Genomic DNA, 23,783 nt, shown 5'->3' with positions numbered 1-23,783 from the left:
CGGGCGCCGCCTGTTTGTTATTCCTCGCGCATGGTTTCCTTTTGCGTGATCAGCCGGGCGCTGTGCTGCCGGCTGATATAGATCCACAGCCAGCTCCAGGCGACCGCGATGCGCCAGCGCACGCCGATCAGGAAGTAGATGTGGGCAAGCCCCCACACCCACCAGGCGAGCCATCCCCTCAGCTTCAGCCAGCCGAAATCGATGATCGCGGCACTCTTGCCGATCGTCGCGAGACTGCCTTGATGGCGATAGTGGAACGGCCCGGGAGCGGGTTTGCCGGCCAACTTTGCCTTGATCACCTTGGCGACATAGGCTCCCTGCTGCTTGGCGGCCGGAGCGATCCCCGGCACCGGACTGCCGTCGTCGCGCATGACGGCTGCCGTATCCCCGATCACGAAGACATCACCCTTGCCCGGTGCCCGCAAATCCTTGTCGACCAGGGCACGGCCGGCGCGGTCCGCGGCAATATCCAGCCATTTTGCTGCCGGCGACGCCTCTACGCCGGCCGCCCATACGATGGTGCGGCACGGGACGAAAACGTCGCCGATCGTGACACCCTCGGCCGTGCACGACGTCACCGGCTTGCCGAAGCGCAGGTCGACACCATGCGATTCCAGCTCCCGGCGCGCATAGTCGGAAAGATCCTCCGCGAAAGCGGCCAACACCCGTGGACCGGCTTCGACGAGAATGATCTTCGCCTTGCTCGTATCGATATTGCGGAATTCCTTCGGCAAGGTCGTCCTTGCCAGTTCCGAGATGATCCCGGCCAGCTCCACCCCGGTCGGCCCTGCCCCGACGATGGCGAAGGTCAGGAGCGCCTCGCGAACGGCCGGATCCGTTTCCATCTCCGCTTGCTCGAAAGCCAACAGCACGCGACGGCGAATGGTCGTGGCATCCTCCAGCGTCTTCAATCCCGGCGCCACCGGCTCCCATTCGTCATGGCCGAAATAGGCATGGGTAGCGCCGGTCGCCAGCACCAGCGTGTCGTAAGGGATCCTCTGTCCGCTCTTGAGGAGTACTTCACGCACATCACTGTCGACACCGACCACTTCGGCGAGCAACGTCGTCACTTCCGGCCTATCCCGGAAGAAATTGCGGATCGGCCAGGCGATCTCCGATGTTGCAAGTAAGGTCGTCGCGACCTGATAAAGAAGCGGCTGAAACAGGTGATGATTGCGCCGGTCGATCATCGTTATGCGGACGGGCGCGCCTTTCAGATCGTTAACGACCTGCACCCCGCCGAAACCGCCCCCGACAACGACAACACGATGATCCTGCATGGCAACACCTCATGGCAATGTTTCGCTAGGAAACGTAGGGTTGAGGCGACCAAGCAGCAACTCTCTTTTCTGCATGGCACCCCTGCGCGATCACCTCGCTCCACGGATCAAACCGCCTTCGTCGATTGCGCCCTCTCGATGAGATCAAATACTTCACGCACATTCGCGATGCCCAGAAATCGAGGGACTTTTGACAGTGCCGGCGTCCAGTTGCTCATACCACCATGATGACCTTGGCCAGCTTCGGGATCGGTTCCAAAGTTGATCGTCCCCGTTCCATCGCCCTTCTGATCAAGATCCATAGACGGCAATCGTTCGAGCGAAAGGGTCAGAAGTTTCGAGAACCAACCTTCGCGCAAAATTATAATGCGTCGATTTGTGACCGCATATTGCGTCCGAGCACGAACGAACGCATCGATTACAAAACGGCCAATGATGAGATAGAGGCCTATCAATACAAACGGCACGCCCCACAATTTGAAAAAGAATGAGGCGTTGACTTGCGTTATGACCGTACCTTCCCAAAAAATCGCGAAACCACCCCACATTAGTGAGAAGGGGATAAGCAGAAGATCGCTATTGTTAAGCATGAATCCTTGCTGTGGCTGACCATGCCACAATAATTTCTCACCAGGTAGGAAGTAGCTTTGAATGTCAGTCTTGCGATTGTTTGTGTTACGCATGACACATTACCTCAAAAGCGATAGACGCGAAGGCGATTATACAATTTAAAAGCTTGCGATCTCCTTGACGCTTTCACAGCCTAATCCGGCGTTTGAGCCTGTTACTGGAGAGAAGCTCAGTGTGCATAGCCAACGGGAATGGCAGCGCCGCCTTTCAGTTCCTCCATGGAGATCGAGGCAGAGACGTCGAAAAGCTCGATCTTGCGCACGAGCATCTTGTAAATGACGTCGTAATGCTCCACCCGCGGCAGCACGATTTTCAGAATGTAATCGTAATTGCCGGTGAGCCGGTGCGCCTCGACGATTTCCGGAATATCACCGATCGCCTTGCGGAAGGCCTCAATCCATTCGTCTGCATGATGCGCCGTCTTGATCATCGCATAGACGGTGGTCGGTACGCCCATCTTCTCGCGGTCGAGCACAACGATGCGCCGGGCAATATGGCCGCTTTCCTCCAATCGCTGGATACGGCGCGAGCAGGCCGAGACCGACAGTGCCACGCGATCGGCAAGCTCCGTCACTGATGTGCCGGCATTGGCCTGCAAAATTTCGAGAATCTTTCGGTCACGTTCGTCAAGCATGTGCGGCACCTTTTCATTATTGCGCTGCAACTTTGCACAAAATGCGATTTATGCGCAAATTATTGCAGATTAAATTGTCGATCCCACAAAGATTGCAAACACAAGGCGCATGAATCGCAACACTATTGCCCTACTTACAAACAGGAAGCGGAGAACAGCATTATGCGCACCATAGGTCTCATCGGCGGCATGAGTTTCGAAAGCTCGGCGGTTTATTATCGCCAGATCAACGAGATGGTTCGCGATCGGCTCGGTGGTCTCTCCTCCGCCGAAGTGCTGATGTACTCCGTCAACTTCGAAGAAATCGTCACCCTGCAGAAGGCCGGGCGCTGGGACGATGCGGCCGCTCACCTTGGCGGCGTCGCTCATCGCCTGCAGGTAGCCGGCGCCGAATGCGTGCTCATCTGCACCAACACCATGCATCTAATTGCCCCGGAAGTCGCCTCGCGCATTTCCGTGCCGCTCATCCATATCATCGACGAAACTGCCGCAGCGCTGAAGGCTGCAGGACGAGTAAAGCCGCTGCTGCTCGCCACGCGCTATACCATGGAGCACGGCTTCTATGCCGAGCGAATGGCTCAGAACGGCATCTCCATCATGGTCCCCGGCCCCGAAGACCGTACCGTGACGCATGACATTATTTTCAACGAGCTTTGCGCCGGCATCATCAAGGCCGAGTCCCGCAGCAAGCTGCATGACATCATCGACCGCGCCAAGGCCGAAGGCGCCGACAGCGTTATCCTCGGCTGCACCGAGATCTGCCTCATCCTCGATCCCAATGCGCTGGTTCTGCCGGGTTTCGATACGACGACGATCCATGCCGAAGCCGCCGTCGACTTCGCTCTTGCGGATGAAAGCGCACGCAGTCGCGCTGCCTAAGTCAATCCATATACTTGACTCAGTCAAATAAATGACGAACATCGTCTCCTATAACCGAGGAGACGATGTCCCATGCCCCCCGATGCAGAATTCGCAACCATTGACGCCGTTCGTGACTTCAATCGCTTCTACACGAACTTTCTCGGCGTTCTGAACAAGGCCTATCTCGACAGTCCCTATACGCTGACGGATGTCCGCGTGCTGTTCGAAGTTGGCTTTCGCGGTGGCGTCGCCGCATCGACGCTGACACGCGAACTGCATCTCGATCCCGCCTATCTCAGCCGCATCGTCAAGCGCTTCCGTGAGGACGACTTGATCGAAACGAAGCCCGATCCTGACGATGCCCGCAGCCAGGTGATAAATGTCACCGAGAAGGGACAAATTCAGTTCCAGGAATTCGTCCGCCGCTCCCGCGCCCAGATCTCCGAATATTTCGACAGGCTTGCCATAGGTGAGCCCGAACGGATCGTCGAAGCGATGCGGACGATCCAGGATACGCTCGGCGCAAACCGCGCCTCTCCACCACCAGCCATCATCCGCCTTCACCGGCATGGCGACATTGGCTGGATCGTGCAAAGCCAGGCGCGCTTCTACTGCGGCGAACTCGGCTGGGATCATCGCTTCGAGGCTCTCGCCGCCGAAGTAGCCGGAAAATTCCTGGCCAACTTCAATCCGGAAAAGGAGCGGTGCTGGATTGCGGAACGGGGCGGATTGAACGTCGGCTCGATCATGGTCGCCGACGGCGGCAACGGCGTCGCCAAGCTTCGGCTTCTCTACGTCGACAAGACTGCGCGCGGCCTTGGCCTCGGCAAACTGCTGGTCGACGAATGCATCCGCTTCTCCCGCGAGGTCGGCTACACCAAGCTCTCGCTCTGGACCAACGACATCCTCGATACTGCACGGGCTATCTACATCAAGGCGGGCTTCAAGCTCGTCTCGGAAGAAAAGCACCGCATGTTCGGACCGGAATTGAACGGCCAAACCTGGGAACTCGATCTCTAGAGTTGGGTCTACGCAGACATGGACAAGGCGCAAGTTGAGTTCTAGTCTCGATGCATCCCTGATTTGCATCGAGATATCCACCTATGGCCGACAGCACCGACATCCTGATCCGCCCCATCGCCGGCGAGCACATTGAAGGTTTTCACAAGGCGCTCGACACGGTCGCGCGCGAACGGGAATATCTGTCCATGCTTGAAGCGTTCCCGCTGGAGCAAATCCGCGCTTTCGTGCTCGAAATGATCGCCAAAGGGAACCCGCAATTCGTGGCGCTTGCAAATGGCGAGGTGGTCGGCTGGTGCGACATCAGCCGGCATGCGTTCCCTTCTCATGCCCATGCGGGCCGACTTGGAATGGGGATCTTACCGGCCTTTCGTGGTCAGGGTATTGGTCGCAGGTTGATCGAGGCAACGCTTAAGGCCGCACGCGACGTCGGCATCGAACGCGTAGAGCTCAGCGTTCATGCCGATAACAGCCGGGCCATAGCACTCTATGAAAAAGTCGGCTTTGTTCGCGAAGGGCTTGCTCGCAAATCCGTGCGCATAGACGGACGTTACAAAGACGCGATCCACATGGCCGTCATCAATCAATAGAGGCAGCCAAACCAAGTCCTGAACAGTCCGCAGCCGACAACTACTGCGCAAATCATGCTGCGTTGCAAAATTCGCTTGATTTGGAAACGATCATTTCCTAAAAGAGTCGCATGATGACTGATACCATCGATATCGCCCCCAAGCTTCGCGGCCGCCCGCGGGAATTCGACATGGATGCAGCCCTCGACGAGGCGCTGCGGGTCTTTTCCGAGCGCGGCTATCATGCGGCCTCGATCAGCGAGCTGACGGAGGCTATGGGCCTGACCGCAGGCAGTGTCTACAAGGCCTTCGGTGACAAGCGCGGCATCTTCCTCGCCGCCTTCGATCGCTATCGCCAAGTCCGCCAACCGCTGATCGAGGCGTGTCTTGCCGAAGCTGCCAACGGCCGTGCAAAGCTTTTCGCATTGACGGCCTTCTTTGCCGAATCGTCCTGCGGCGAGATCGGTCGTCGTGGCTGCCTCGTCGTTGGCAGCGCGACTGAACTGGCACTTTTCGACGAAGAAATTGCCGGCCGCGTCGCCACGGCCTTCAATTTGGATGAAAGGCGCATCCTCGATCTCATTCGGCTGGGACAGGCGGATGGATCGATATCGCAACATGTCGACGCCGAAGGCATCGCCTGCGCGATACTGTGCCTTACCAAAGGGATGCGTGTCATCGGAAAGACCGACCCCAAACCGGAACGCATGCTCGCCGTCGCGGAGGCGGCGATGAAACTGTTGAATTAATTTTCTTGAAATATCCGGGTAAGCCCTCCCAAGAAGCCCCACGCCCGCACCGAGGACAAGACATGTCTGCAACTGCCGCTGCCAGGCGGGAGAGCGCGCCGCTCCCCGAAAAGACTATTTCACCGCTGATGACTTTCATGTTCGCCGCCGCCTGCGGGCTAGTGGCAGCCAATATCTATTATGGCCAGCCACTCGCAGGGCCGATCAGCCAATCGCTCGGCTTTTCGCCGGCCGCGACCGGCCTCATCGTGACTTTGACCCAGATCGGCTATGGTCTTGGCCTGCTGCTGATCGTGCCGCTCGGCGATCTGCTTGAGAACCGAAAGCTGGTGCTGATGCTGGTCGCGCTGGCGGCGCTGGCGCTCGTCGGCGCCGCCTTCGCCTGGTCGCCATCGCTGTTCCTGTTGGCTTCGCTCTGCATCGGTCTCGCCTCCGTTTCCGTGCAGGTTCTCGTGCCCTTCGCAGCTCATATGGCGCCGGATGCCAGCCGCGGAGCCGTTGTCGGCAATGTCATGAGCGGCCTGCTCTGCGGCATCATGCTGGCTCGTCCGGCAGCCAGCTTCCTCTCCGAACTGTTCTCCTGGCATGCGGTCTACCTCATCTCGGCCGGCATCATGATCGGGCTGATCGTCATTTTGCGCATCGTGCTGCCGACCCGCGTGCCGCATACCAGGCTGCGCTATACCCAGCTGCTGTCTTCCATGGGCCATCTCGCGCTCCATACGCCCGTACTGCAGCGGCGGGCGCTCTATCAGGCCTGCATGTTCGGCTCGTTCAGCCTCTTCTGGACGACGACGCCGCTGCTTCTGGCAAGCCCGGCCTTCGGCCTGACGCAGAATGGTATCGCCCTCTTCGCGCTTGCCGGCGCGGCGGGCGCGATCGCCTCGCCGATCGCCGGCCGGGTTGCCGACCGTGGCTGGACGAAGCTCGCGACAGCTTTCGCGATGACGCTTGCCATCCTCGCCTTCCTGATCGGGCACCTCTCGGGCGGCGGATCACTGCTGGCGCTGATCATGCTGACCATCTCCGGCATCATGCTCGATTTCGGCGTACAGACCAATCTTGTGCTTGGCCAGCGCGCCATCTTCGCCCTCAGCGCAGAGCACCGCAGCCGCCTGAATGGCCTCTACATGGCAACCTTCTTTGCCGGAGGCGCCATCGGTTCGGCGCTTGGCGGCTGGGCCTATGCCACCGGCGGCTGGAGCCTTGCCTCTTGGTTCGGCATCGCCTTCCCGGTGATCGCGCTGCTCGCGTTTCTGACCGAACCTAGGGACTGATCAGGATGGCTGCGGCGCAATCGCCCGCAGCCAATCGCTTTCCCGGAGGCCGGCAGCCGCGAAGGGATCAACCAGCGTGCCCGAGACGATCGCCGCCAGGATCTGCGGTGCCGGCGGCACTCTGACGATGGTGGCGACCAATCGATCGCGGATCCAGGCCAGTGCCGCCGAATCCGATTGGTAAAATGGGGTGAAGGCGGCCGAAAGCAGCTGGAACAGCCGCACATGCATCCGTCGCGCCCTTACATAGGCGGCAAGCGCGGCATGCAGGTTCTCATGCTCGGCCAGCGCATGAGCCAGCGCCGCCACATCGAGCAACGCCATGTTGGCGCCCTGCCCGAGCTGAGGGCTGGTGGAGTGAGCCGCATCGCCGACGAAAACCGTTCGCCCGCTATAGGGCATTTTCATTGTGCGATGGGCGTAGCGCGCCAAGGTCAGTTGATCCCAGTCGCTGATCTGCTCCAGCAATGGCTCGCATTCCGGCCAATAGCCGCGAATCCTGTTCTTCCAGCGATCGAGGCCACGTCTGCGCACCTCATCAGCCTCGGCGACCTTCAGGCTCCAGAACAAGGCAGCCTGCCTCGGCACGTCAGGCCTTCTGCTGCCGATCGGCAGCACGCCAATCATGACGCTCGCCTTGTCATATCGCTGCGTCAACGCGGCCTGATCCACCAGCCCGTCCGGACAATCCAGCGTCGCCCAAAACGCGCCGTAGGCAAGATTGCGCACCGAAGGTGCCATGGATGACGCAGCAACCAGTTCCGACCGCGCGCCGCTGGCATCGATGACGAGATCATAGGGTCCGAGACGATCGCCACCCTCTATCGAAAGATAGCTGCGGTCGCCCTCCTCCATCACGCCCATCACCCTTTTGCCGGTCAGAATCGGATGCTTGCGGGCGGAGACTTCGTCGTAAAGCGTATCGAACAGAGCCGCGCGGTGAACGGCAAGCCCATAACGACCGCCCGAAAGCGCGCTGTAGCGCACATCCAGCACGATGTTGCCACGGGTGTTTTCCGTGCCGAACAACCGGTCGATCCGATTGCCGGCCGCATGAATGGCGGGACCGAGCCCGAGCGACTCCAGCACGGTCAGGCCGGTCGGCTGCAACATCAGCGCCGACCCGACTGGCGCCGGGTTGTCGAAACGCTCGATGATGTCCGTGGCATGACCCGCGCGGGTCAGGAAGAGGGAAGCGGCAAGACCGGCGGGGCCGGCGCCGACAACGGCGATCTTCAGAGGCTTCACGGCAAGGCTCAGTCCGGGGATTGATCGAATTTGGCGCGTGCAGCACGCACCGCCTCGTGATTGGCCTCGGCCCAGTTCAGAAGCTGCGCCAGCGGATCGTAAAGCGAATAGCCGAGATCGGTCATGCGATACTCGACACTTGGCGGCTTGGTGGGAAACACCTCGCGGGCGATATAACCGTCGCGCTGCAGGTCACGCAGCGTCTGCGTCAGCATGCGTTGGGAAATATCAGGCACCATGCGTCGCAGTTCACCAAAGCGATAGGGCCGCTTTGCCAGCGTTTCCAGCAGCAGCACCGACCACTTTCCGCCGATCTGCGAGATCAGATCGCGCACAGGACAATTGCCGAAATCCAGATTGCTAAGATCGACATCGCGTAGCGGCGGTTCCACACTGCGCAGATTGACGACGGTACTGGCGCTCATGCTGGTTCCCTTTTGGTAACTTGGAGCCGAAAAACTGCCTCCTTTACACCGTGAAGTCAATTCCTATTCTAGTGCTAGTCTCTTTTTGAGAGTAATCGGACCACCGCAAATCCGCAGCGGTCAAACAAGGAACAGGACATGAGCAGCACTCTTCTCGTCACCGGCGCCGCCGGGCAGCTTGGCCAGCGCATCATTCATCACCTGCTGGAGACTTACAAGGTCGCGCCAGAGCGCATCGTTGCCGCCACACGCAGCCCGGAGAAGCTTGCCGAACTCGCTGCCAAGGGTGTCGTGACACGCAAGGCCGATTTCGATGACACCGCCAATCTGCCGGCCGCATTCGCCGGCGTCGATCGGCTGCTGATCATCAGCACCGATGCGCTCGCCGTTCCCGGCCTGCGTCTGAAGCAGCAGACGGCTGCCGTCGAGGCTGCCAAGAAGGCCGGCGTGACGCACATTCTCTACACTTCCATGCCTGCGCCGGAAGACTCGCTCGTCACCTTCGCCCCTGACCACATCGGCACGGAAAACGCCATCAAGGCCAGCGGCATCGGCTACACGATCCTGCGTGACGCCTGGTATTTCGACAACTATCTGCATGGCCTGCCGCATAGCCTCGAAACAGGCAAGTGGTATACCGCAACCGGCAACGGCCGCGTCAGCAATATCAGCCGCAACGATTGTGCGCTCGCCATCGCCGCAGCACTCGCTTCCGCCACCGCCGACAATGCCACCTATACGCTGACGGGCTCCACTGCCCTGACGATCGAGGACGTGGCAAACGTCGTCAGCAGGATCACCGACCGTCCGCTTGAAGTGGTGCAGGTCAATGACGAGCAGTTCGCCGCAGGTCTCGCCGGCGCCGGCCTGCCGCCATTCGTAGTCGATATGCTCGTTTCCGCCGACGCCAACACCCGCGCTGGCAAATTCGATATCCTGACCAACGATTTCCAAAAGCTGACCGGCAAGGAGCCGCAGACGCTGCGCAGCTTCATCGAGGAGCACAAGGCCGCATTGCTCGGCTGAGCTTGCGGGAGGTCAGGCGAGGTTCTCTTTGCCACACCTTCACGCGTGGCCCCTCACCCCAACCCTCTCCCCGCAAGCGGGGCGAGGGAATTTTCACACCTCACGCATGATCTCCCCAAAAGTGATGCAATCACTTGGCTTACGCAGCCGTGTCTTCTCTCCGCAGTGCGGGGAAAAGGCTTGGATAAGGGGCTAGACTGAGGGCACGGCAAAGATAGTTGCGCCTGACCAGCCGTAGAGAATCGCCTGACAGCCCAGCGAAGGCAAAGCATGATGCAGTAAGCCTTGTTGACAAGGCACGGAAACAAAGGGCAAAACCGACAATCAAAGCAACGCTTTAGCTCACCATTGGCGAGTTGTGGCCGATACGGCCTTCATCCGAGACGAAATCACTCGCATGATTGCGCGAATTGAGAATATGCATGCTGCCGCAATCACGGGCAAAAGCATTGAGTAGATGATCAGCATCGTGTTCGCCTTGTTGCAACGATTTCCGTCAGGACATTGCTCCAATCCGTCCATAAAAGCCGTATAACCGGCAAACCCAACGCCAACGGCGTCGATTAGACTCAACAAACAGAGCGCAACAAGAAAAGCTAATTTAACAGCGTTCATCGCACGCAATTCCCCGGTGTCGGACCTACGCCGGCCGCGACGGCGAGCCTCCGCAGCCTGAGGCTGGAAAAGCAAACCTTTTCAGCACTCTCCATGCGTGCAAAATGCCTGCGAATAATACTGAAAACAAGAAGCGTTCTGTCGTTGTTTAGACCAGCGACAACAACGACATCGCGTACGTCAAACCAAGAATGTGCGCGCAGTTGCTAGTTCAAACCGTCTGGCCGCAAGCCCGGCGGAAACGGCGCACCGTTTCGGCCATGCCGTATTCCAGCGCATCCGCCGTCAGCCCATGGCCGATGGAGGTTTCGGCAAGCTTCGGAATGCGCTTCATGAGATCAGGCAGGTTCGCGACTGTCAGATCGTGACCGGCATTGACGTCAAGGCCGTTGGCAAAGGCTGCATCGGCCGTCTTCCCCAGCGCTTCAAGGGTAATCGCGGCCTTCGCCGGATCATCATAGCAGCCGCTATACGGACCAGTATAAAGCTCAATGCGGTCGGCGCCTACCTCCTTGGCGATCTTCACCGCGTCGGCATCGCCGTCGCCATCGGCAAACAGCGAGACGCGGCAGCCGATCTTCTTGTACTTGGCGACGACATCGGCCAGCAGCGCCCGGTTCTTGCGGAAATCCCAGCCGTGATCCGAAGTCGCCTGGGTGGGATCATCCGGCACGAGCGTCACCTGTTCGGGCTCCGCAGCGGCGCAGAGATCGAAGAACTCGTCGGTCGGATAACCCTCGATATTGAACTCCGCCTCCGGAAACTCGTCGTCGATCAGCGCACGGATGGCGGGAAGATCGGAAAAGCGGATATGCCGCTGATCGGGACGCGGATGAACCGTCAAACCGCTGGCGCCGGCGGCAAGCGCGATACGGCCAAGCCCGATAACGCTCGGCCAGGGAAGATCACGCCGATTGCGCAGCATCGCGATGGCATTGAGGTTCACGGAAAGCTTGGCAGGCATGATCGAAATCCCTGATTTTCAAAGCGGATGATATCAGCTGTTTTATGCCATTATGCCCAGCAAAACCAACGAGATTCCGACATTAACCCATGCAAAACTTTGATGGGCGGGCTCGCGCCAAGTCACCATACAGTGACGGCTCCAAGATTAGCTCTAGACGAGATGTCAGCGGACGATGGTCAGCGTCTCGGCGGCGCGCGTAATGGCCGTGTAGAGCCAGCGCTCGCGGGTATCTCGAAACGCCCAGCTTTCATCGAACAGCACGACATTGTTCCACTGCGAGCCCTGCGCCTTGTGCACGGTCAGCGCGTAACCATAGTCGAATTCGTCGTATCGCTTGCGCGTCGACCATGGGATCTCGCCCTCAACGTCCTCGAAGGCTTGCTTCAGGAGCTTGATCTTGGCCGCGCCCCTGTCCATGTCGTCATCTTCCGGGCGGATCAGAAGATTGATACCAGGCTTCGTCGTTTCCCTGGAAGAGGTCATGACCTGCCAGAGCGAGCCGTTGAGCAGCCCCTTGGCGGGATCGTTGCGCAGGCAGACCAGCTTGTCGCCGGATTGCGGATAGTCCGCCGTAAAGCCTTTCAGCTCGCGCAGACGCTGATTGTAGCGCCGGCGCGTCCTGTTGGTACCGACCAGAACCTGATCGGCCTCCATCACGAGCGGCTGCGTGACCTCGTTCTTCGAGATCACCTGCGCGGCGCCATAATCGCCATGCATGATTTCCTTGCCCTCACGCACCTGCATGGCGAGCTGGATGATCGGGTTGTCACGGGCCTGGCGATGAATATCAGTCAGCAGATAGTCCGGCTCGTCATTCGTGAAGAAGCCGCCACCGGAGACGGGCGGAAGCTGTCCGGGATCGCCGAGCACCAGAATCGGCGTGCCGAAACTCATCAGATCCTTGCCGAGCGCTTCGTCCACCATCGAACATTCGTCGACGATGATCAGCGCAGCCTTGGCAACCGGGCTCTGGCGATTGATAGTGAACATCGGCGCGATCGACGTCTTGCCGGTCTCTTCATCTTCGACGGCCTCTTCGCCGCGCGGCCGATAGATCAGCGAATGGATGGTCTTGGCGTTCGAAGCACCGCGCGAGCGCAGCACCTGCGCCGCCTTGCCGGTAAAGGCCGCGAACAGCACATCCCCATCAACATGCTCGGCAAAATGCCGCGCAAGCGTCGTCTTGCCCGTGCCGGCATAGCCGAACAGGCGAAATAGCGGCGAGCGCCCCTCCTTCAGCCAGTTGGCAACGGCCTTGAGCGCTTCATCTTGTTGCGGCGCGAATTGCATGCGCCGAAATGGCAGGATTCGGCCGATGGAAGCAAGCAGTAAAAAATACCCGGCGAGCAGGGAATAAAGTGGGAGGCACCTGTGTCTCATGTCCGGCAACGCAAAAATGCGAGGCCTGGGCTACCATCGCCCACCACCCGAGGAGAGATATCATGAAGACCTTGAGTTTCCTGGCCGCCCTCGCTGCGGCATCGGCCTTTGCGACAGCCGCCTTCGCCGCAGCCCCCGTCAAGACGGTCGAAAGCGCCAAGGGCAAGGTCCTTGCCGGCGAAAACGGCAAGACGCTCTATACCTTCAAGAACGACAAGGCTGGCACGTCCAATTGCAACGGCGATTGCGAGAAAGCCTGGCCTCCGTTCATGGCCGATGGCAAAGCCAAGGCCGAGGGTGCATATTCTATCATTACCCGCAAGGACGGGATGAAACAGTGGGCAAAGGACGGGATGCCGCTCTACTTCTTCGTCAAAGACGCAAAGTCCGGTGATGTCGCCGGCGACGGCTTCAAGGGCCTCTGGAATGCCGCACGGCCCTGACCGGACCGAAAACGGCGCGGCGGGAGCCTCCCCCGCGCCCTATGATTTCGAGGCGGAGGTGCTGGCGCTCCTTCCCTCGTTGCGGCGCTATTCCCGCAGCCTCACCCGCTCGGATACCGATGGCGAAGACCTGCTCCAGGATTGCGTTGAAAAGGTTCTGACCCGCCGCGGCCAATGGCGCGGGCTGAACCTGCGCGGCTGGGTCCTCACCATCATGACCAATCTCTATCGCAATGGCCGGCGCCAGCAAGGCGGCCGCAGTTTCGTCGATATCGATGACAACAGCCATCTAGCCGCGGCTGAAACAGACAATGACCCGTTGCAACGGTCACGCCTGGAAACGGCGCTCAACAGCCTCGGCGAAGACTATCGCACCGTGCTGATGCTCATCGTTGTCGAAGGTTACAGCTATCAGGATGTCGCGGACATGCTCGATATCCCGATCGGCACAGTCATGTCGCGCCTGTCGCGCGCGCGCCAGAAGATGACCAGCCTGCTGGCCGCAGACAACGTTGTCACGCTTCGGAGACCAAGATGAACGAAAGCAAACCGACCGTGACCGAAGCGGACCTTCACGCCTTTGCTGATGGCCTCCTGCCGCCGGAAAAGCATGAGGAACTGGAAATGTGGCTCACCGAGAATCCTGAGGACGCCGCCGCCATTACGGCTTGGCGTACCCAGAACGACGAAATCCGGGCAATGTTCGCTCCCTATGCCGTGTCGAAGGACAGCGACGCCAACCTGATTTCCAGAAGCCGGAGCACGTCTTCGGCACAAGCGCTCCCGCCGCAGCGAAGCCGCAGGCTGATGATGTTTGCCGCCTCGCTGACGCTCTTCATCGCCGGCGCAGCGACAGGCCATTTCGGCCCGGATCTCCTGGCACCGCGCGAATTGCAGCTGACATCGATCGAAGCCCTGCCGCAGCAGGCGCGCTCGGCCTTCATCGTCTATGCCAGCGATGTCCGCCATCCCGTCGAAGTCGGCGCCGATCAGGAAGCACATCTCGCCACATGGCTCGGCAAGCGCATGAACGTGGCCGGCCTCAAGGTGCCGAGCCTGCAGAAGCTGGGCTTCCAACTTGTCGGCGGCCGACTGCTGCCGATCAACGGCACGCCTGGAGCGCTGTTCATGTATGAAAATGCCAGCGGCCAGCGCCTGACCGTGCTGGTGGGGCGCAACAGCAGCAACACCACGACCAGCTTCCGTTTCGCCAGCGACAACGCCGTCGAAACCTTCTACTGGATCGACGGCAACCTCGGCTATGCCGTGACAGGTGAGATTTCACGCGACATACTGCGGCAGGTGGCCGACGAATGCTACAAGCAATTTTCGTCCTAGCTTGCCCTCAGCAGTAAAGCCACCCTCGGATTGCCCTATCGTTGCGGATCGTTTTCGAGCGCGATCGGTTTGCCATGCGGTGTTGCCTCGGCCGCACGTTGCCAGCTTTGCTGCAGAGCCACGATCGCATCGGCATCCGCAATCCCCTTAGACACGAGCAAGCTAGACAGCGCCGCCACCCAGCAATCGAAATAGTCGCTGCCGTCAACGGCGCGGCCGGGCTTATGTAACTCGCCAGACAGCTGCTCCGCCCATTCGCTCCAGGCGAACAGGCCCTTCTCATGCAAATGAACGGTCATCGCGAAAGCATCCGCCGCCCAAGGCTCCGGAAAGACTGGCTCGCCATCGGTTGATTTCGGCAAACCCGGTGATTGCGCCAAAGGCGATGCGACCTCACACGCGCTCAAGATAGCTCTCCCAAGCATCAATCGAAACGGTCAGCGAGGGATCTGCGCCCTCGCCCCAGATCTCGGCGCCATCGAAGACAACCGTATAGACCCATTGCGGATTTTCGCCGCGGCCATGGGCGTTGTCGTCCGGGAAGACGAATGAGCCCTGTACGGCCTCAACGATACCCACCTTGGCACGGGCATAGCGCGGCAATCTGGTATGGCCGGTTGGATTGAAGTTCTTCGTCCGCACATGATCGCCGGCGACAAAAAGAGGCGTGGTATCGAGTGGCCGGTCGCACGGACCGCCCTTGGCCAGAACCCCATCGACCATATCCGCCTTGAGGACCCGCTTCGGTGCTCTGCCCTGTTCGAGCGAGTGGCCGATGCGCAGCTCCTCGGCCGTTGCGAAGCCGTGCCGCTCGAGCAGCATGTCGATGCCCCGCGTCCAGACCTCGTAATAGCTGGCGGCAAGATAATCGGCCGGCGGAATATTTTCGCGCGCATGCCGGCTCTCGTCGATGCTCCAGGCACCGAAGGCACCGCAGGAGAGCGTAATGCCGAGCGCGCGCTTTTCCCATTCGGCATGAAAATAAGGCTCATTCTGCTCGGGCGCGACGGGACCGAAGCCCATCTGGCCGCCGAGATCATGCGGGCCATTCATAGCGCAGCCTCTGGCGTTTTTGCCACTGCCGTTCCTATCATGGCGTCACGGCTGACGAGATCAGCAAGCGCCCCTTCGTCCATGCCTTCGGAACCGGCAGGACGCTCCGGGATCACCAGATAGCGAAGCTCAGCCGTCGAATCCCAGACGCGAATCTTCGTTTCCTGCGGCAAAGTCAGGCCGAACTCTGCGAGGACACCACGCGGATCGATGACAGCACGCGAGCGATAGGCGGGCGCCTTGTACCAGACCGGCGGCAGCCCGAGCACAGCCCAAGGATAGCAGGAGCAAAGCGTACAGACGATCAGATTATGCGTTTCGGGCGTGTTGAACACCGCGCGCATGTGCTCGCCCTGTCGCCCGGTAAAGCCAAGGCTTGCAATCGCCGCCGTCGCGTCGCGCCGCAACCAGTCGGCAAAGTCGGGATCGCTCCAGGCTTTCGCTACCACCTGCGCGCCGTTGCGCGGCCCGACCTTCGTCTCATAGGTCTCGACGATACGGTCGATCGCCGCCGGGTCGATCAAACCCTTTTCCGTCAGCAGCGTTTCCAGCGCCTTCACCCGCGCCTGCATGTCGGAATAGTGATTGTCATGGTGATGGTGATGGTGGTGATCGTCGTCATCATGCGGGTGTCCGTGCGACATGGCTGCCTCCTGTCTCTTGCCCGTTACTTTAGCATCGGCCAGAGACTGAGTACCAGCAGGACGGCCATGGTTATGTTGAACCATTTGAGCCGAACGGGATCGGAGAGCCAGTCGCGCAGCGCCGAGCCGAAGCCGGCCCAGGTCGAAACGCTCGGGAGATTGACCGCGGCAAAAGCCAGCCCGACGAGAAGGACGGTGACGAGGTAGAGCTGTTCATTGGTATAGGTCGCCATGGCGGTGACTGCCATCACCCAGGCTTTCGGATTGACCCATTGGAAGGCGGCGGCGCTCATGAAGCTCATCGGCTGCGCTGAGCCTTCGCTTTCGCTGAGGCTGCGCGAGGTGCCGATCTTCCACGCGATCCAGACGAGATAGGCACCACCTGCAAATTTCAGCACGGTGTAGAGTATCGGCACGGTATGCAGCACGGCGCCAAGGCCCAGGCCGACGCCGAGCAGCAGCGACAGGAAGCCGACGCCGATGCCGAGCATATGCGGAATGGTGCGGCGGAAACCGAAGTTCACACCGGATGCAAACAACATCATGTTGTTCGGCCCAGGCGTGATCGATGTGGTGAATGCAAAAAGTAAGAGTGCCAGAAATGTATCCAGCGCCATAATGCCTCCTTGGACACCGTATGTGACGAAGGGCGGTATCCAAAATTCTTCTCATGATGTGGTTCATCCCCGCAGACTACGGCGACGCATGGTCGATCCGACATTAGTTCGCAGGCAATACTAAAGCCATAGGACGATTGTCACGGTGACATCAAGGTCGCCGATTGCAATCGCTCGGAATGAACCTATCCTTGCCTCTGAAAACCGAGGACATGCCATGCGAGACCCTATCCCGACAGTCACCCTTCCCTCCGGCATTGCCGTTCCCGCGCTTGGGCAAGGGACGTGGAACATGGGGGAGAGCGCCACCAAGGCCAGAGACGAGATCACCAGCCTCAAGACCGGCCTCGACCTCGGTATGACGCTGATCGACACGGCAGAAATGTATGCCGATGGCGGCTCTGAGGAGATTGTCGGCAAAGCGATCGAAGGCCGCCGTGACGAGGTTTTCCTGGTCAGCAAGGTCTATCCGGCCAATGCCAGCCGCAGGGGTGCCGTCGAAGCCTGCGAACGCAGCCTGAAGCGCCTGAACACCGACCGCCTGGACCTCTATCTGCTGCATTGGCGGGGAAACTACCCGCTTGAGGAGACGGTGGAGGCTTTCGAAGGATTGAAGGCAGCAGGCAAGATCGAGGCCTGGGGCGTCTCGAATTTCGACGTTGACGATATGGATGAGCTGCTTTCCGTGCCGAACGGCGGCAATGTCGCCACCAATCAGGTGCTCTACAATCTCGGACGGCGCGGCATCGAATACGACCTACTGCCTTGGTGCCAGGAGCGCAGCATTCCGATCATGGCCTATTCGCCGATCGAGCAAGGTCGCCTGCTTCACGATCACGAATTGATCCGCATCGCCAAGACCTATCAGGCCACGCCGGCCCAGATCGCCCTCGCCTTTCTCTTGGAACGCGACGGAGTGATCGCCATTCCGAAATCTTCAAACCCGCAGCGTATCGAGGAAAATCGCGACTGCATCGATATCGACATGACGGACGAGGATTGGGCAGTGCTCGACGCCGCTTTCCCGCCGCCATCGCGCAAGAAGTCGCTGGATATGCTGTAGGATTCAGGCAGCAGCCTTCTGTTGCGCGACGATCAGCTCAATTGCCTGGAAGACGTCGATCTCTCGCCAGTCGGCCGGATCGCGATAGGTCGGATAAAGCGAGAAGGCCGCAGCGGCGATCTGATCGACCGTCCGCAGCTTCGTCCGGCGCCCGGCAAGTGCAGCTTTGGTGTAGACGCCGAAACGATCTTCGGTCACACCCCAGCCGGCATAAAAGGGGGCGGCATAGCAGCGAACCGGAATGCCACGCAGCAGCGCATCGAAGCCGAACTGGCTCGAGACCGTCCAGACCTCGTCGACAACGTCGAGAATGGACGCCACCGATACCGCATCGTCGAGCAGCACCGCATCGCCCTTGGCAACACCATCCGTAAGATATCCCTTACGGAGTCCGGCCATGACATCCGGATGAGTGCGAATAATACAATGCGCGCCACTCGCCAACCCATCGGCAAGCATCTTCTCGAAGGAAGCCTTGGAGCCGAGCGCCCTGCCAACCGAAACGTCACCAACGACCTGATCGACCATCAGGATGCGGCGCTTGCCGGTCCGCTCGATGTCGGGCGGTCGATGGGGAAGATGATTGTATTTGGACAGCTTGTTGAGAACGATCTGCTCACGAATGCTACGACCAAGCTCTCCCGCCTCTCCCGCACCTTCAATGAGGCGCTCAAGCCGTGACGGCCGCCCCGCATCGACCGGCAAGCCGAGATCGTCAATAACGATGGAAAGAGGAATGGCGCCGGATTTGCCGAGCCCCATGGACCGCAGGAAACCGTCTTCCAAATGCCAATGGCGCAATCGGCGAAACCGCGCAATCCTCGCCGCGATTTTCGCCGGCGCGCGGCCGCCCCAGGAAACGATGCCGCCTATACCAGGCGACAGCGCCGGGGCAAGTCTACGCGAACCGAAATAATGTCCGAGCCAGGGAAAGTCGCCGCGCACGAAAAACGCGGCGCCGAGAGGCATATCCGCCGGCGGATGCCACGGCTTTTCGCCGATATCAGGCAAAGTCTCGCCGGCAACGACTGCCACCTTCTACTCCCGCTGCAAACAGAGCCGACAATCCGGACCGGACATCGCAGAAATTAAGCGACGCCTGCGAACCGGTCAACGATACAGGCTCTTACATCCCCTGCGGGCCGCGGTTCATCGCAGCGATGCCGGTGCGGCACACTTCGATGAGGCCAAGAGGCTTGATGATGGCGATGAACTGATCGATCTTCGAGGACTTGCCGGTAATTTCGAGGATGAAATGTTCGACGGTCGCGTCAACCACCTTGGCGTGGAAAGCGTCCGCCAGCCGCAGCGTCTCGGCGCGGGTCTCCCCGCTTCCAATCACCTTCATCAGCGCCACTTCGCGCTCGATCGGCCGCTCCTGGCCGAGTTCGCGGGCACGTACGGTCAGATCGACGACGCGGTGAACGGGAACGATGCGCTCAAGCTGAGCCTTGATCTGTTCCAGCACCTGCGGCGTGCCGCGCGTGACGATGGTGATGCGCGACAGATGGGCCTGATGCTCCGTCTCCGAGACGGTCAGGCTTTCGATGTTGTAGCCACGGCCGGAGAAGAGGCCGATGACGCGGGCGAGAACGCCGGGCTCGTTGTCGACCAGTACTGAAAGCGTATGGCTTTCGGCCGCCGCGGTTTCGGGCGAAATGAAGTAGGCGGAGCCCGTGGGTTGAAGGTGTGCGTTCATTATTCCTGTTCCGTTTCCTCGGTTCTTGTTCGATGGGCCAGCAAGATCGGCCCGGGCGCAGCATCAGCCACGCCCGGGCTGTCGATCAAACCAGCGCGCGCCCCTTGGCGTCGATGGCGTTGGCGACGGCCTCATCGGTCGCTTCATCAGGCAGAAGCATTTCGTTATGCGCCTTGCCCGAAGGGATCATCGGGAAGCAGTTGGCGAGATTGGCTACGCGGCAATCGAAAATGACGGGCTTCTTGACGTCGATCATTTCCTGAATGGCGGCATCGAGTTCGCCCGGCTTTTCGCAGCGCAGGCCAACGGCGCCATAGGCTTCAGCCAGCTTGACGAAATCAGGCATCGCTTCCGTATAGGAATTGGACAGGCGGTTGCCGTGCAGCAGTTGCTGCCACTGGCGAACCATGCCCATATACTGGTTGTTCAGGATGAAGATCTTGATCGGCGCGTCGTGCTGGATTGCCGCAGACATTTCCTGAATGCACATCTGGATCGAGGCGTCACCGGCAATGTCGATGACCAGGCTTTCCGGATGAGCGATCTGAACGCCGAGCGCCGCCGGCAGGCCATAGCCCATAGTACCGAGGCCGCCCGAGGTCATCCAGCGGTTCGGCTGTTCGAAACCATAGAACTGCGCTGCCCACATCTGGTGCTGGCCGACTTCCGTCGTGATGTAGGTGTCGCGATGCTTCGTCAGCTCATAGAGACGCTGGATCGCATATTGCGGCATGATGACGTCATCACTCGGCTTGTAGGCGAAGGAATTGCGCGCGCGCCAGCGAGCGATGTTCCCCCACCAGTCGCCAAGCCGATCCGCCGCCGGCTTTTGCGGCAGAGCCCGCCACAGGCGAACCATGTCTTCCAGAACATTGCCGACATCGCCGAGGATGCCGATATCGACGTGAACGTTCTTGTTTATCGACGACGGATCGATGTCGATATGGATTTTCTTCGAATTCGGCGAAAAGGCATTGAGGCGGCCGGTAATGCGGTCGTCGAAGCGCGCGCCGATACAGACCATGACATCGCAATCATGCATCGCCATGTTGGCTTCGTAAGAACCATGCATGCCGAGCATGCCGAGCCAGTTCTTGCCCGAAGCCGGATAAGCGCCGAGGCCCATCAGCGTCGAAGTGATCGGGAAACCTGTCAGCTCGACGAGTTCGCGCAGCAGCCTGGAAGCTTCCGGACCGGAGTTGACGACACCGCCGCCGGAATAGATGACCGGCTGACGTGCATTCTTCATCAGTTCGATCGCCTGGGTGATCTTGTTGAGATCGCCCTGAACCTTTGGCTGGTAGCTCTTCTGAGCGTCATGCGCTTCCGGCGGCGTATAGGTACCGGTGGCGAACTGAACGTCCTTCGGAATATCGACGACAACAGGACCAGGACGGCCGGTCTGCGCGATGCGGAAGGCTTCATGAATAACGGCGGCCAGCTGGTTGACGTCCTTGACCAGCCAGTTGTGCTTGGTGCAGGGCCGTGTGATGCCGACCGTATCGCATTCCTGGAAAGCGTCCGAGCCGATCAGCGACGTCGGAACCTGGCCCGTCAGGCAGACGAGCGGGATGGAATCCATCAAGGCATCCTGCAGCGGCGTGACGGCATTGGTCGCGCCCGGACCGGAAGTAACCAGCATGACGCCGACCTTGCCGGTGGAGCGGGCATAGCCTTCGGCCGCGTGGCCGGCGCCCTGCTCGTGTCGAACGAGAATATGCTTGATGTCGTCCTGCTGGAAAATCTCATCGTAGATCGGAAGCACGGCGCCGCCCGGATAACCGAAGATGTGTTCGACGCCATTGTCCTTGAGCGCCTGCAACACGATCTCCGCGCCTGTCATTCGATTGCCGCTCGCCTGATTATCTGTGCCGGTCATACGTTTGTTCCGCTATCTGCTGGAGGTTTGGAAAGGTGAAATCTCGATTTCGGGCATAAAAAAAGGCCCCTTAGGGAGCCTGTCATCTAGCGCATGGGTGGCTATCGCCGGACGGTTACACCATCCTGCCCATGCGCCTTCCCACCACGATAAGAATAATCGAGTTTTTCATGGGCCGAATTGATAGACAGAAAATTTCGAAGCGTCAACGCGTGAAGCAATAAAAAATCGCGGCGCCACGCGAACCCTATAAAATGCGGGGCTGACCGACAGGATTTTGTTAAGCCACCGCCTCTATGCTCCAACATCTAGCGCTTGGGGTAACCTTTTGCTCAATAACGATCTGCAGACATCAGGCAAAGCGGGAGATTTTGATCGCCGCGATAAACTGACGCCGGGAAATCGATTCCTCGGCCGTGTCGTCGCGTGTAGCGGTTCCAAAGCGACGATTGCAGCTGTTGCAGAAGCGGGCGGTACCGACCTGACCGAACTCTGGTCAGTCGGAAAGCTGATTTCCATCAGCGTCGGGAAGAATCGCGTTGCTGCCCTGGTTTATTCGATGAACACAAACGGCGTCGGCTGGGGCGAAGGGCAAGACAACCTCTTCCGCATCGAGGTTGAGTTGCTGGGTGAAGTTCGCGTCGAGCCCGATGGCCGTGAGGAATTCTCCAGCGGCATCTCCGCCTACCCCTATCTCGGTGCCATCGCGCATCGCATCCGCGCCAGCGATCTGATGCGCATTTTCGATGCGGGCAAAAGCAATAGCTGCGTTGTCGGCAAGCTGACGCAAGACACAAGCATCGACGCCACCATCCATATTCCCTCCATGCTCTCGAAGCACTTTGCCGTCGTCGGTTCGACCGGCGTCGGCAAGTCGACAGCCGTCTCGTTGCTATTGCACAAGGCGATAAGCGCGGACCCGAAGCTACGGGTGCTGATCCTCGATCCGCATAATGAATTCGCCGCCGCTTTTCCCCGGCATGCAGTTGTCATCGATACAGATACGCTCGACCTGCCCTTCTGGCTGATGCGGCTGGAGGAATTCGGCGAAGTCGTCTTCCGCGGCCGCCCGGCAGTGCCGGAGGAGCTGGATGCGCTGCGCGATCTCATTCCGGAAGCAAAGCGCGCCTTTCGCGGAAGCGACTCGGGTGTCATGCGCCGTCAGGCAGATAAGGCGTCCGTGACGGCGGACACTCCGCTGCCCTATCGCATGGCCGATCTGCTGGCGCTGATCGACGAGCGCATCGGCCGGCTGGAAGGCCGCCAGGAAAAACCGCATCTGCGCTCCTTGAAGATGCGCATCATCTCCGCGATCAACGATCCGCGCTACCACTTTATGTTCTCCAACAATACGATCACCGACACGATCATGGAGACCATCGCCAAGATTTTCCGCATTCCGGGCGATGGAAAGCCGATCTGCACCTTCCAGCTCGCCGGAATCCCGTCGGAAGTCATCAACTCCGTCGCCTCGGTGTTGTGCCGCATGGCATTCGAGTTGGCGCTTTGGAGCGACGGCGCGATCCATATGCTCGTCGTCTGCGAGGAGGCACACCGCTATATCCCGGCCGATCAGAGCCTCGGATTCTTCCCGACGCGTCAGGCCATTGCCCGCATCGCGAAGGAAGGACGCAAATACGGCGTCTCGCTCGGGATCATAACCCAGCGTCCTGGCGAACTAGACCAGACGATTCTCTCGCAGTGTTCGACGCTTTTCGCCATGCGTCTCGCCAACGATCACGACCAGGAAATCATTCGCTCGGCCATACCGAATTCGTCGATCTCGACGACCAGCTTCCTCTCATCGATCGGTAATGGCGAAGCGATCGCCTTCGGTGCGGCCATCGCCGTGCCGATGCGCATGCGCTTCTCGCGCGTCGACGAACAGCTGGTGCCGAAGGCCAGTGGCGCTCTGACCAAAATGAGCGAGGAATCGCCCGACACGGTCGACCTGCGCACCATCGTCAACCGCATGCGCGCCACGTCCGGTCCTGACATCAGCGCCCTGCAACAAAGCTACAGCACCGCAAGTGAATTCGCCGCCGATGTCAGGAGCAATCCCGGCGGCATGTCCGAGGAACAGGCTGGCTGGCGCACGGCGGACGCCGAGACATCTCTAAACGAACCCTATCGTCCGGATATGCTGCCCCGTGCCGCAAGCGCACAGCCTGCTGCATCGACACCGACATCACTCGACAGCAGGCTTGCGGAGCTGCGCCGGGAATTCCGCAGCGAGGATACGGCATCCATCGCGCGCCCCGCCCCGATCAGGGAAACATCGCCATCCCCGCGGCGAGAACCGGGCCTTTCACTTCGGGACAGTATCCTGAAGAAGCCGTTGAGCAGCCTCTACGAAAAGGACTGAC

At 59.8% G+C, this 23,783-nt stretch carries 26 protein-coding genes; 11 read left to right on the top strand and 15 right to left on the bottom strand.

The features are described 5' to 3' along the window. Positions 1–17: 17 nt before the first annotated feature. From GGD46_RS11360 to GGD46_RS11350, 3 genes are all read right to left on the bottom strand, one after another. Positions 18–1,280 carry an NAD(P)/FAD-dependent oxidoreductase gene (locus GGD46_RS11360; protein WP_184703879.1) on the bottom strand — a complete coding sequence of 421 codons (1,263 nt, stop codon included), beginning with the start codon at positions 1,278–1,280 and terminating at the stop codon, positions 18–20. Between the two features lie 107 nt (positions 1,281–1,387). Then, positions 1,388–1,963 (bottom strand): PH domain-containing protein, encoded by a 576-nt coding sequence (locus tag GGD46_RS11355; protein WP_184703878.1) that lies wholly within the window; start codon positions 1,961–1,963, stop codon positions 1,388–1,390. A 116-nt stretch (positions 1,964–2,079) separates the two neighbouring features. Continuing rightward, positions 2,080–2,544, bottom strand: coding sequence for an Lrp/AsnC family transcriptional regulator (locus tag GGD46_RS11350; protein WP_184703877.1), 465 nt, complete (start codon positions 2,542–2,544; stop codon positions 2,080–2,082). Positions 2,545–2,706: 162 nt separating this feature from the next. Here GGD46_RS11350 and GGD46_RS11345 point away from each other — a divergent pair, with 162 nt between their 5' ends. The 5 genes from GGD46_RS11345 to GGD46_RS11325 all read left to right on the top strand — a co-directional run bounded on the left by GGD46_RS11345 (position 2,707) and on the right by GGD46_RS11325 (position 7,020). After that, positions 2,707–3,423 carry an aspartate/glutamate racemase family protein gene (locus GGD46_RS11345; protein ID WP_184703876.1) on the top strand — a complete coding sequence of 239 codons (717 nt, stop codon included), beginning with the start codon at positions 2,707–2,709 and terminating at the stop codon, positions 3,421–3,423. A 72-nt stretch (positions 3,424–3,495) separates the two neighbouring features. Beyond that, the gene (locus GGD46_RS11340) at positions 3,496–4,425 is read left to right on the top strand and encodes a helix-turn-helix domain-containing GNAT family N-acetyltransferase (RefSeq protein WP_184703875.1); all 930 of its coding nucleotides are present in this window, start codon (positions 3,496–3,498) and stop codon (positions 4,423–4,425) included. An 83-nt stretch (positions 4,426–4,508) separates the two neighbouring features. Then, positions 4,509–5,015, top strand: coding sequence for a GNAT family N-acetyltransferase (locus GGD46_RS11335; protein ID WP_184703874.1), 507 nt, complete (start codon positions 4,509–4,511; stop codon positions 5,013–5,015). Positions 5,016–5,125: 110 nt separating this feature from the next. Continuing rightward, positions 5,126–5,743, top strand: a complete 618-nt coding sequence (locus GGD46_RS11330; protein ID WP_184703873.1) for a TetR/AcrR family transcriptional regulator — start codon at positions 5,126–5,128, stop codon at positions 5,741–5,743. A gap of 62 nt (positions 5,744–5,805) precedes the next feature. Next, a complete protein-coding gene (locus GGD46_RS11325) occupies positions 5,806–7,020 on the top strand; it encodes an MFS transporter (RefSeq protein WP_184703872.1) in 1,215 nt (404 codons plus the stop codon). On the opposite strand, the gene GGD46_RS11320 is transcribed toward GGD46_RS11325, so the two are convergent. Both GGD46_RS11320 and GGD46_RS11315 read right to left on the bottom strand, forming a co-directional pair. After that, entirely contained in the window at positions 7,021–8,268 is a 1,248-nt protein-coding gene (locus GGD46_RS11320) for an FAD-dependent oxidoreductase (RefSeq protein WP_184703871.1), read from the bottom strand. A gap of 8 nt (positions 8,269–8,276) precedes the next feature. Further along, positions 8,277–8,693 carry a winged helix-turn-helix transcriptional regulator gene (locus tag GGD46_RS11315; protein WP_184703870.1) on the bottom strand — a complete coding sequence of 139 codons (417 nt, stop codon included), beginning with the start codon at positions 8,691–8,693 and terminating at the stop codon, positions 8,277–8,279. Between the two features lie 138 nt (positions 8,694–8,831). Between GGD46_RS11315 and GGD46_RS11310 the strand changes: the two genes are divergently transcribed. Next, the gene (locus GGD46_RS11310; protein ID WP_184703869.1) at positions 8,832–9,719 is read left to right on the top strand and encodes an SDR family oxidoreductase; all 888 of its coding nucleotides are present in this window, start codon (positions 8,832–8,834) and stop codon (positions 9,717–9,719) included. A gap of 342 nt (positions 9,720–10,061) precedes the next feature. Here GGD46_RS11310 and GGD46_RS11305 read toward each other — a convergent pair whose 3' ends face one another. From GGD46_RS11305 to GGD46_RS11295, 3 genes are all read right to left on the bottom strand, one after another. After that, on the bottom strand, positions 10,062–10,334 hold the full coding sequence (locus tag GGD46_RS11305) for a hypothetical protein (protein WP_184703868.1): 273 nt from the start codon (positions 10,332–10,334) through the stop codon (positions 10,062–10,064). A 211-nt stretch (positions 10,335–10,545) separates the two neighbouring features. Continuing rightward, positions 10,546–11,298, bottom strand: a complete 753-nt coding sequence (locus GGD46_RS11300; RefSeq protein WP_184703867.1) for a pyridoxine 5'-phosphate synthase — start codon at positions 11,296–11,298, stop codon at positions 10,546–10,548. Positions 11,299–11,463: 165 nt separating this feature from the next. Further along, a complete protein-coding gene (locus tag GGD46_RS11295) occupies positions 11,464–12,591 on the bottom strand; it encodes an ATP-dependent RecD-like DNA helicase (protein ID WP_184703866.1) in 1,128 nt (375 codons plus the stop codon). A gap of 152 nt (positions 12,592–12,743) precedes the next feature. Here GGD46_RS11295 and GGD46_RS11290 point away from each other — a divergent pair, with 152 nt between their 5' ends. Genes GGD46_RS11290 through GGD46_RS11280 form a run of 3 tightly spaced genes read left to right on the top strand, consistent with a single transcriptional unit; the run spans position 12,744 to position 14,462 of the window. Beyond that, positions 12,744–13,124, top strand: a complete 381-nt coding sequence (locus tag GGD46_RS11290; RefSeq protein WP_184703865.1) for a hypothetical protein — start codon at positions 12,744–12,746, stop codon at positions 13,122–13,124. Next, the gene (locus tag GGD46_RS11285) at positions 13,108–13,662 is read left to right on the top strand and encodes an RNA polymerase sigma factor (RefSeq protein ID WP_184703864.1); all 555 of its coding nucleotides are present in this window, start codon (positions 13,108–13,110) and stop codon (positions 13,660–13,662) included. The genes GGD46_RS11290 and GGD46_RS11285 overlap by 17 nt, the downstream gene beginning before the upstream one ends. Further along, positions 13,659–14,462: an anti-sigma factor family protein gene (locus tag GGD46_RS11280; RefSeq protein ID WP_184703863.1), complete on the top strand. Its 804-nt coding sequence runs from the start codon at positions 13,659–13,661 to the stop codon at positions 14,460–14,462. The genes GGD46_RS11285 and GGD46_RS11280 overlap by 4 nt, the downstream gene beginning before the upstream one ends. A 35-nt stretch (positions 14,463–14,497) precedes the next feature. Here the strand turns inward: GGD46_RS11280 and GGD46_RS11275 are convergent, their stop codons facing one another. Genes GGD46_RS11275 through GGD46_RS11260 form a run of 4 tightly spaced genes read right to left on the bottom strand, consistent with a single transcriptional unit; the run spans position 14,498 to position 16,776 of the window. Then, a complete protein-coding gene (locus tag GGD46_RS11275; protein ID WP_184703862.1) occupies positions 14,498–14,869 on the bottom strand; it encodes a nitrile hydratase accessory protein in 372 nt (123 codons plus the stop codon). Next, entirely contained in the window at positions 14,856–15,515 is a 660-nt protein-coding gene (nthB, locus tag GGD46_RS11270; protein WP_184703861.1) for a nitrile hydratase subunit beta, read from the bottom strand. The genes GGD46_RS11275 and nthB overlap by 14 nt, the downstream gene beginning before the upstream one ends. Next, positions 15,512–16,159 (bottom strand): nitrile hydratase subunit alpha, encoded by a 648-nt coding sequence (nthA, locus tag GGD46_RS11265; RefSeq protein ID WP_184703860.1) that lies wholly within the window; start codon positions 16,157–16,159, stop codon positions 15,512–15,514. The genes nthB and nthA overlap by 4 nt, the downstream gene beginning before the upstream one ends. 23 nt (positions 16,160–16,182) lie before the next feature. Next, positions 16,183–16,776 carry a LysE family translocator gene (locus GGD46_RS11260; RefSeq protein WP_184703859.1) on the bottom strand — a complete coding sequence of 198 codons (594 nt, stop codon included), beginning with the start codon at positions 16,774–16,776 and terminating at the stop codon, positions 16,183–16,185. Positions 16,777–16,993: 217 nt separating this feature from the next. Between GGD46_RS11260 and GGD46_RS11255 the strand changes: the two genes are divergently transcribed. Continuing rightward, positions 16,994–17,839: an aldo/keto reductase gene (locus GGD46_RS11255; RefSeq protein ID WP_184703858.1), complete on the top strand. Its 846-nt coding sequence runs from the start codon at positions 16,994–16,996 to the stop codon at positions 17,837–17,839. Positions 17,840–17,842: 3 nt separating this feature from the next. On the opposite strand, the gene GGD46_RS11250 is transcribed toward GGD46_RS11255, so the two are convergent. From GGD46_RS11250 to GGD46_RS11240, 3 genes are all read right to left on the bottom strand, one after another. Continuing rightward, positions 17,843–18,874, bottom strand: coding sequence for a capsular biosynthesis protein (locus GGD46_RS11250; protein WP_184703857.1), 1,032 nt, complete (start codon positions 18,872–18,874; stop codon positions 17,843–17,845). A gap of 91 nt (positions 18,875–18,965) precedes the next feature. Further along, positions 18,966–19,538 (bottom strand): acetolactate synthase small subunit, encoded by a 573-nt coding sequence (gene ilvN, locus GGD46_RS11245; RefSeq protein ID WP_184703856.1) that lies wholly within the window; start codon positions 19,536–19,538, stop codon positions 18,966–18,968. 85 nt (positions 19,539–19,623) lie between these two features. Beyond that, entirely contained in the window at positions 19,624–21,417 is a 1,794-nt protein-coding gene (locus GGD46_RS11240) for an acetolactate synthase 3 large subunit (RefSeq protein ID WP_184703855.1), read from the bottom strand. Positions 21,418–21,745: 328 nt separating this feature from the next. Here GGD46_RS11240 and GGD46_RS11235 point away from each other — a divergent pair, with 328 nt between their 5' ends. After that, complete coding sequence (locus GGD46_RS11235) at positions 21,746–23,782, top strand: ATP-binding protein (RefSeq protein WP_184703854.1); 2,037 nt, start codon at positions 21,746–21,748, stop codon at positions 23,780–23,782. The last annotated feature ends 1 nt before the right edge of the window (position 23,783 follow it).

The sequence above is a fragment of the Martinezella lusitana genome (assembly GCF_014207095.1).
Taxonomy (GTDB): domain Bacteria; phylum Pseudomonadota; class Alphaproteobacteria; order Rhizobiales; family Rhizobiaceae; genus Rhizobium; species Rhizobium lusitanum_B.
Note: the sequence above shows the minus strand (reverse complement) of the source record. Positions and strands in the feature narration are given on the sequence as shown.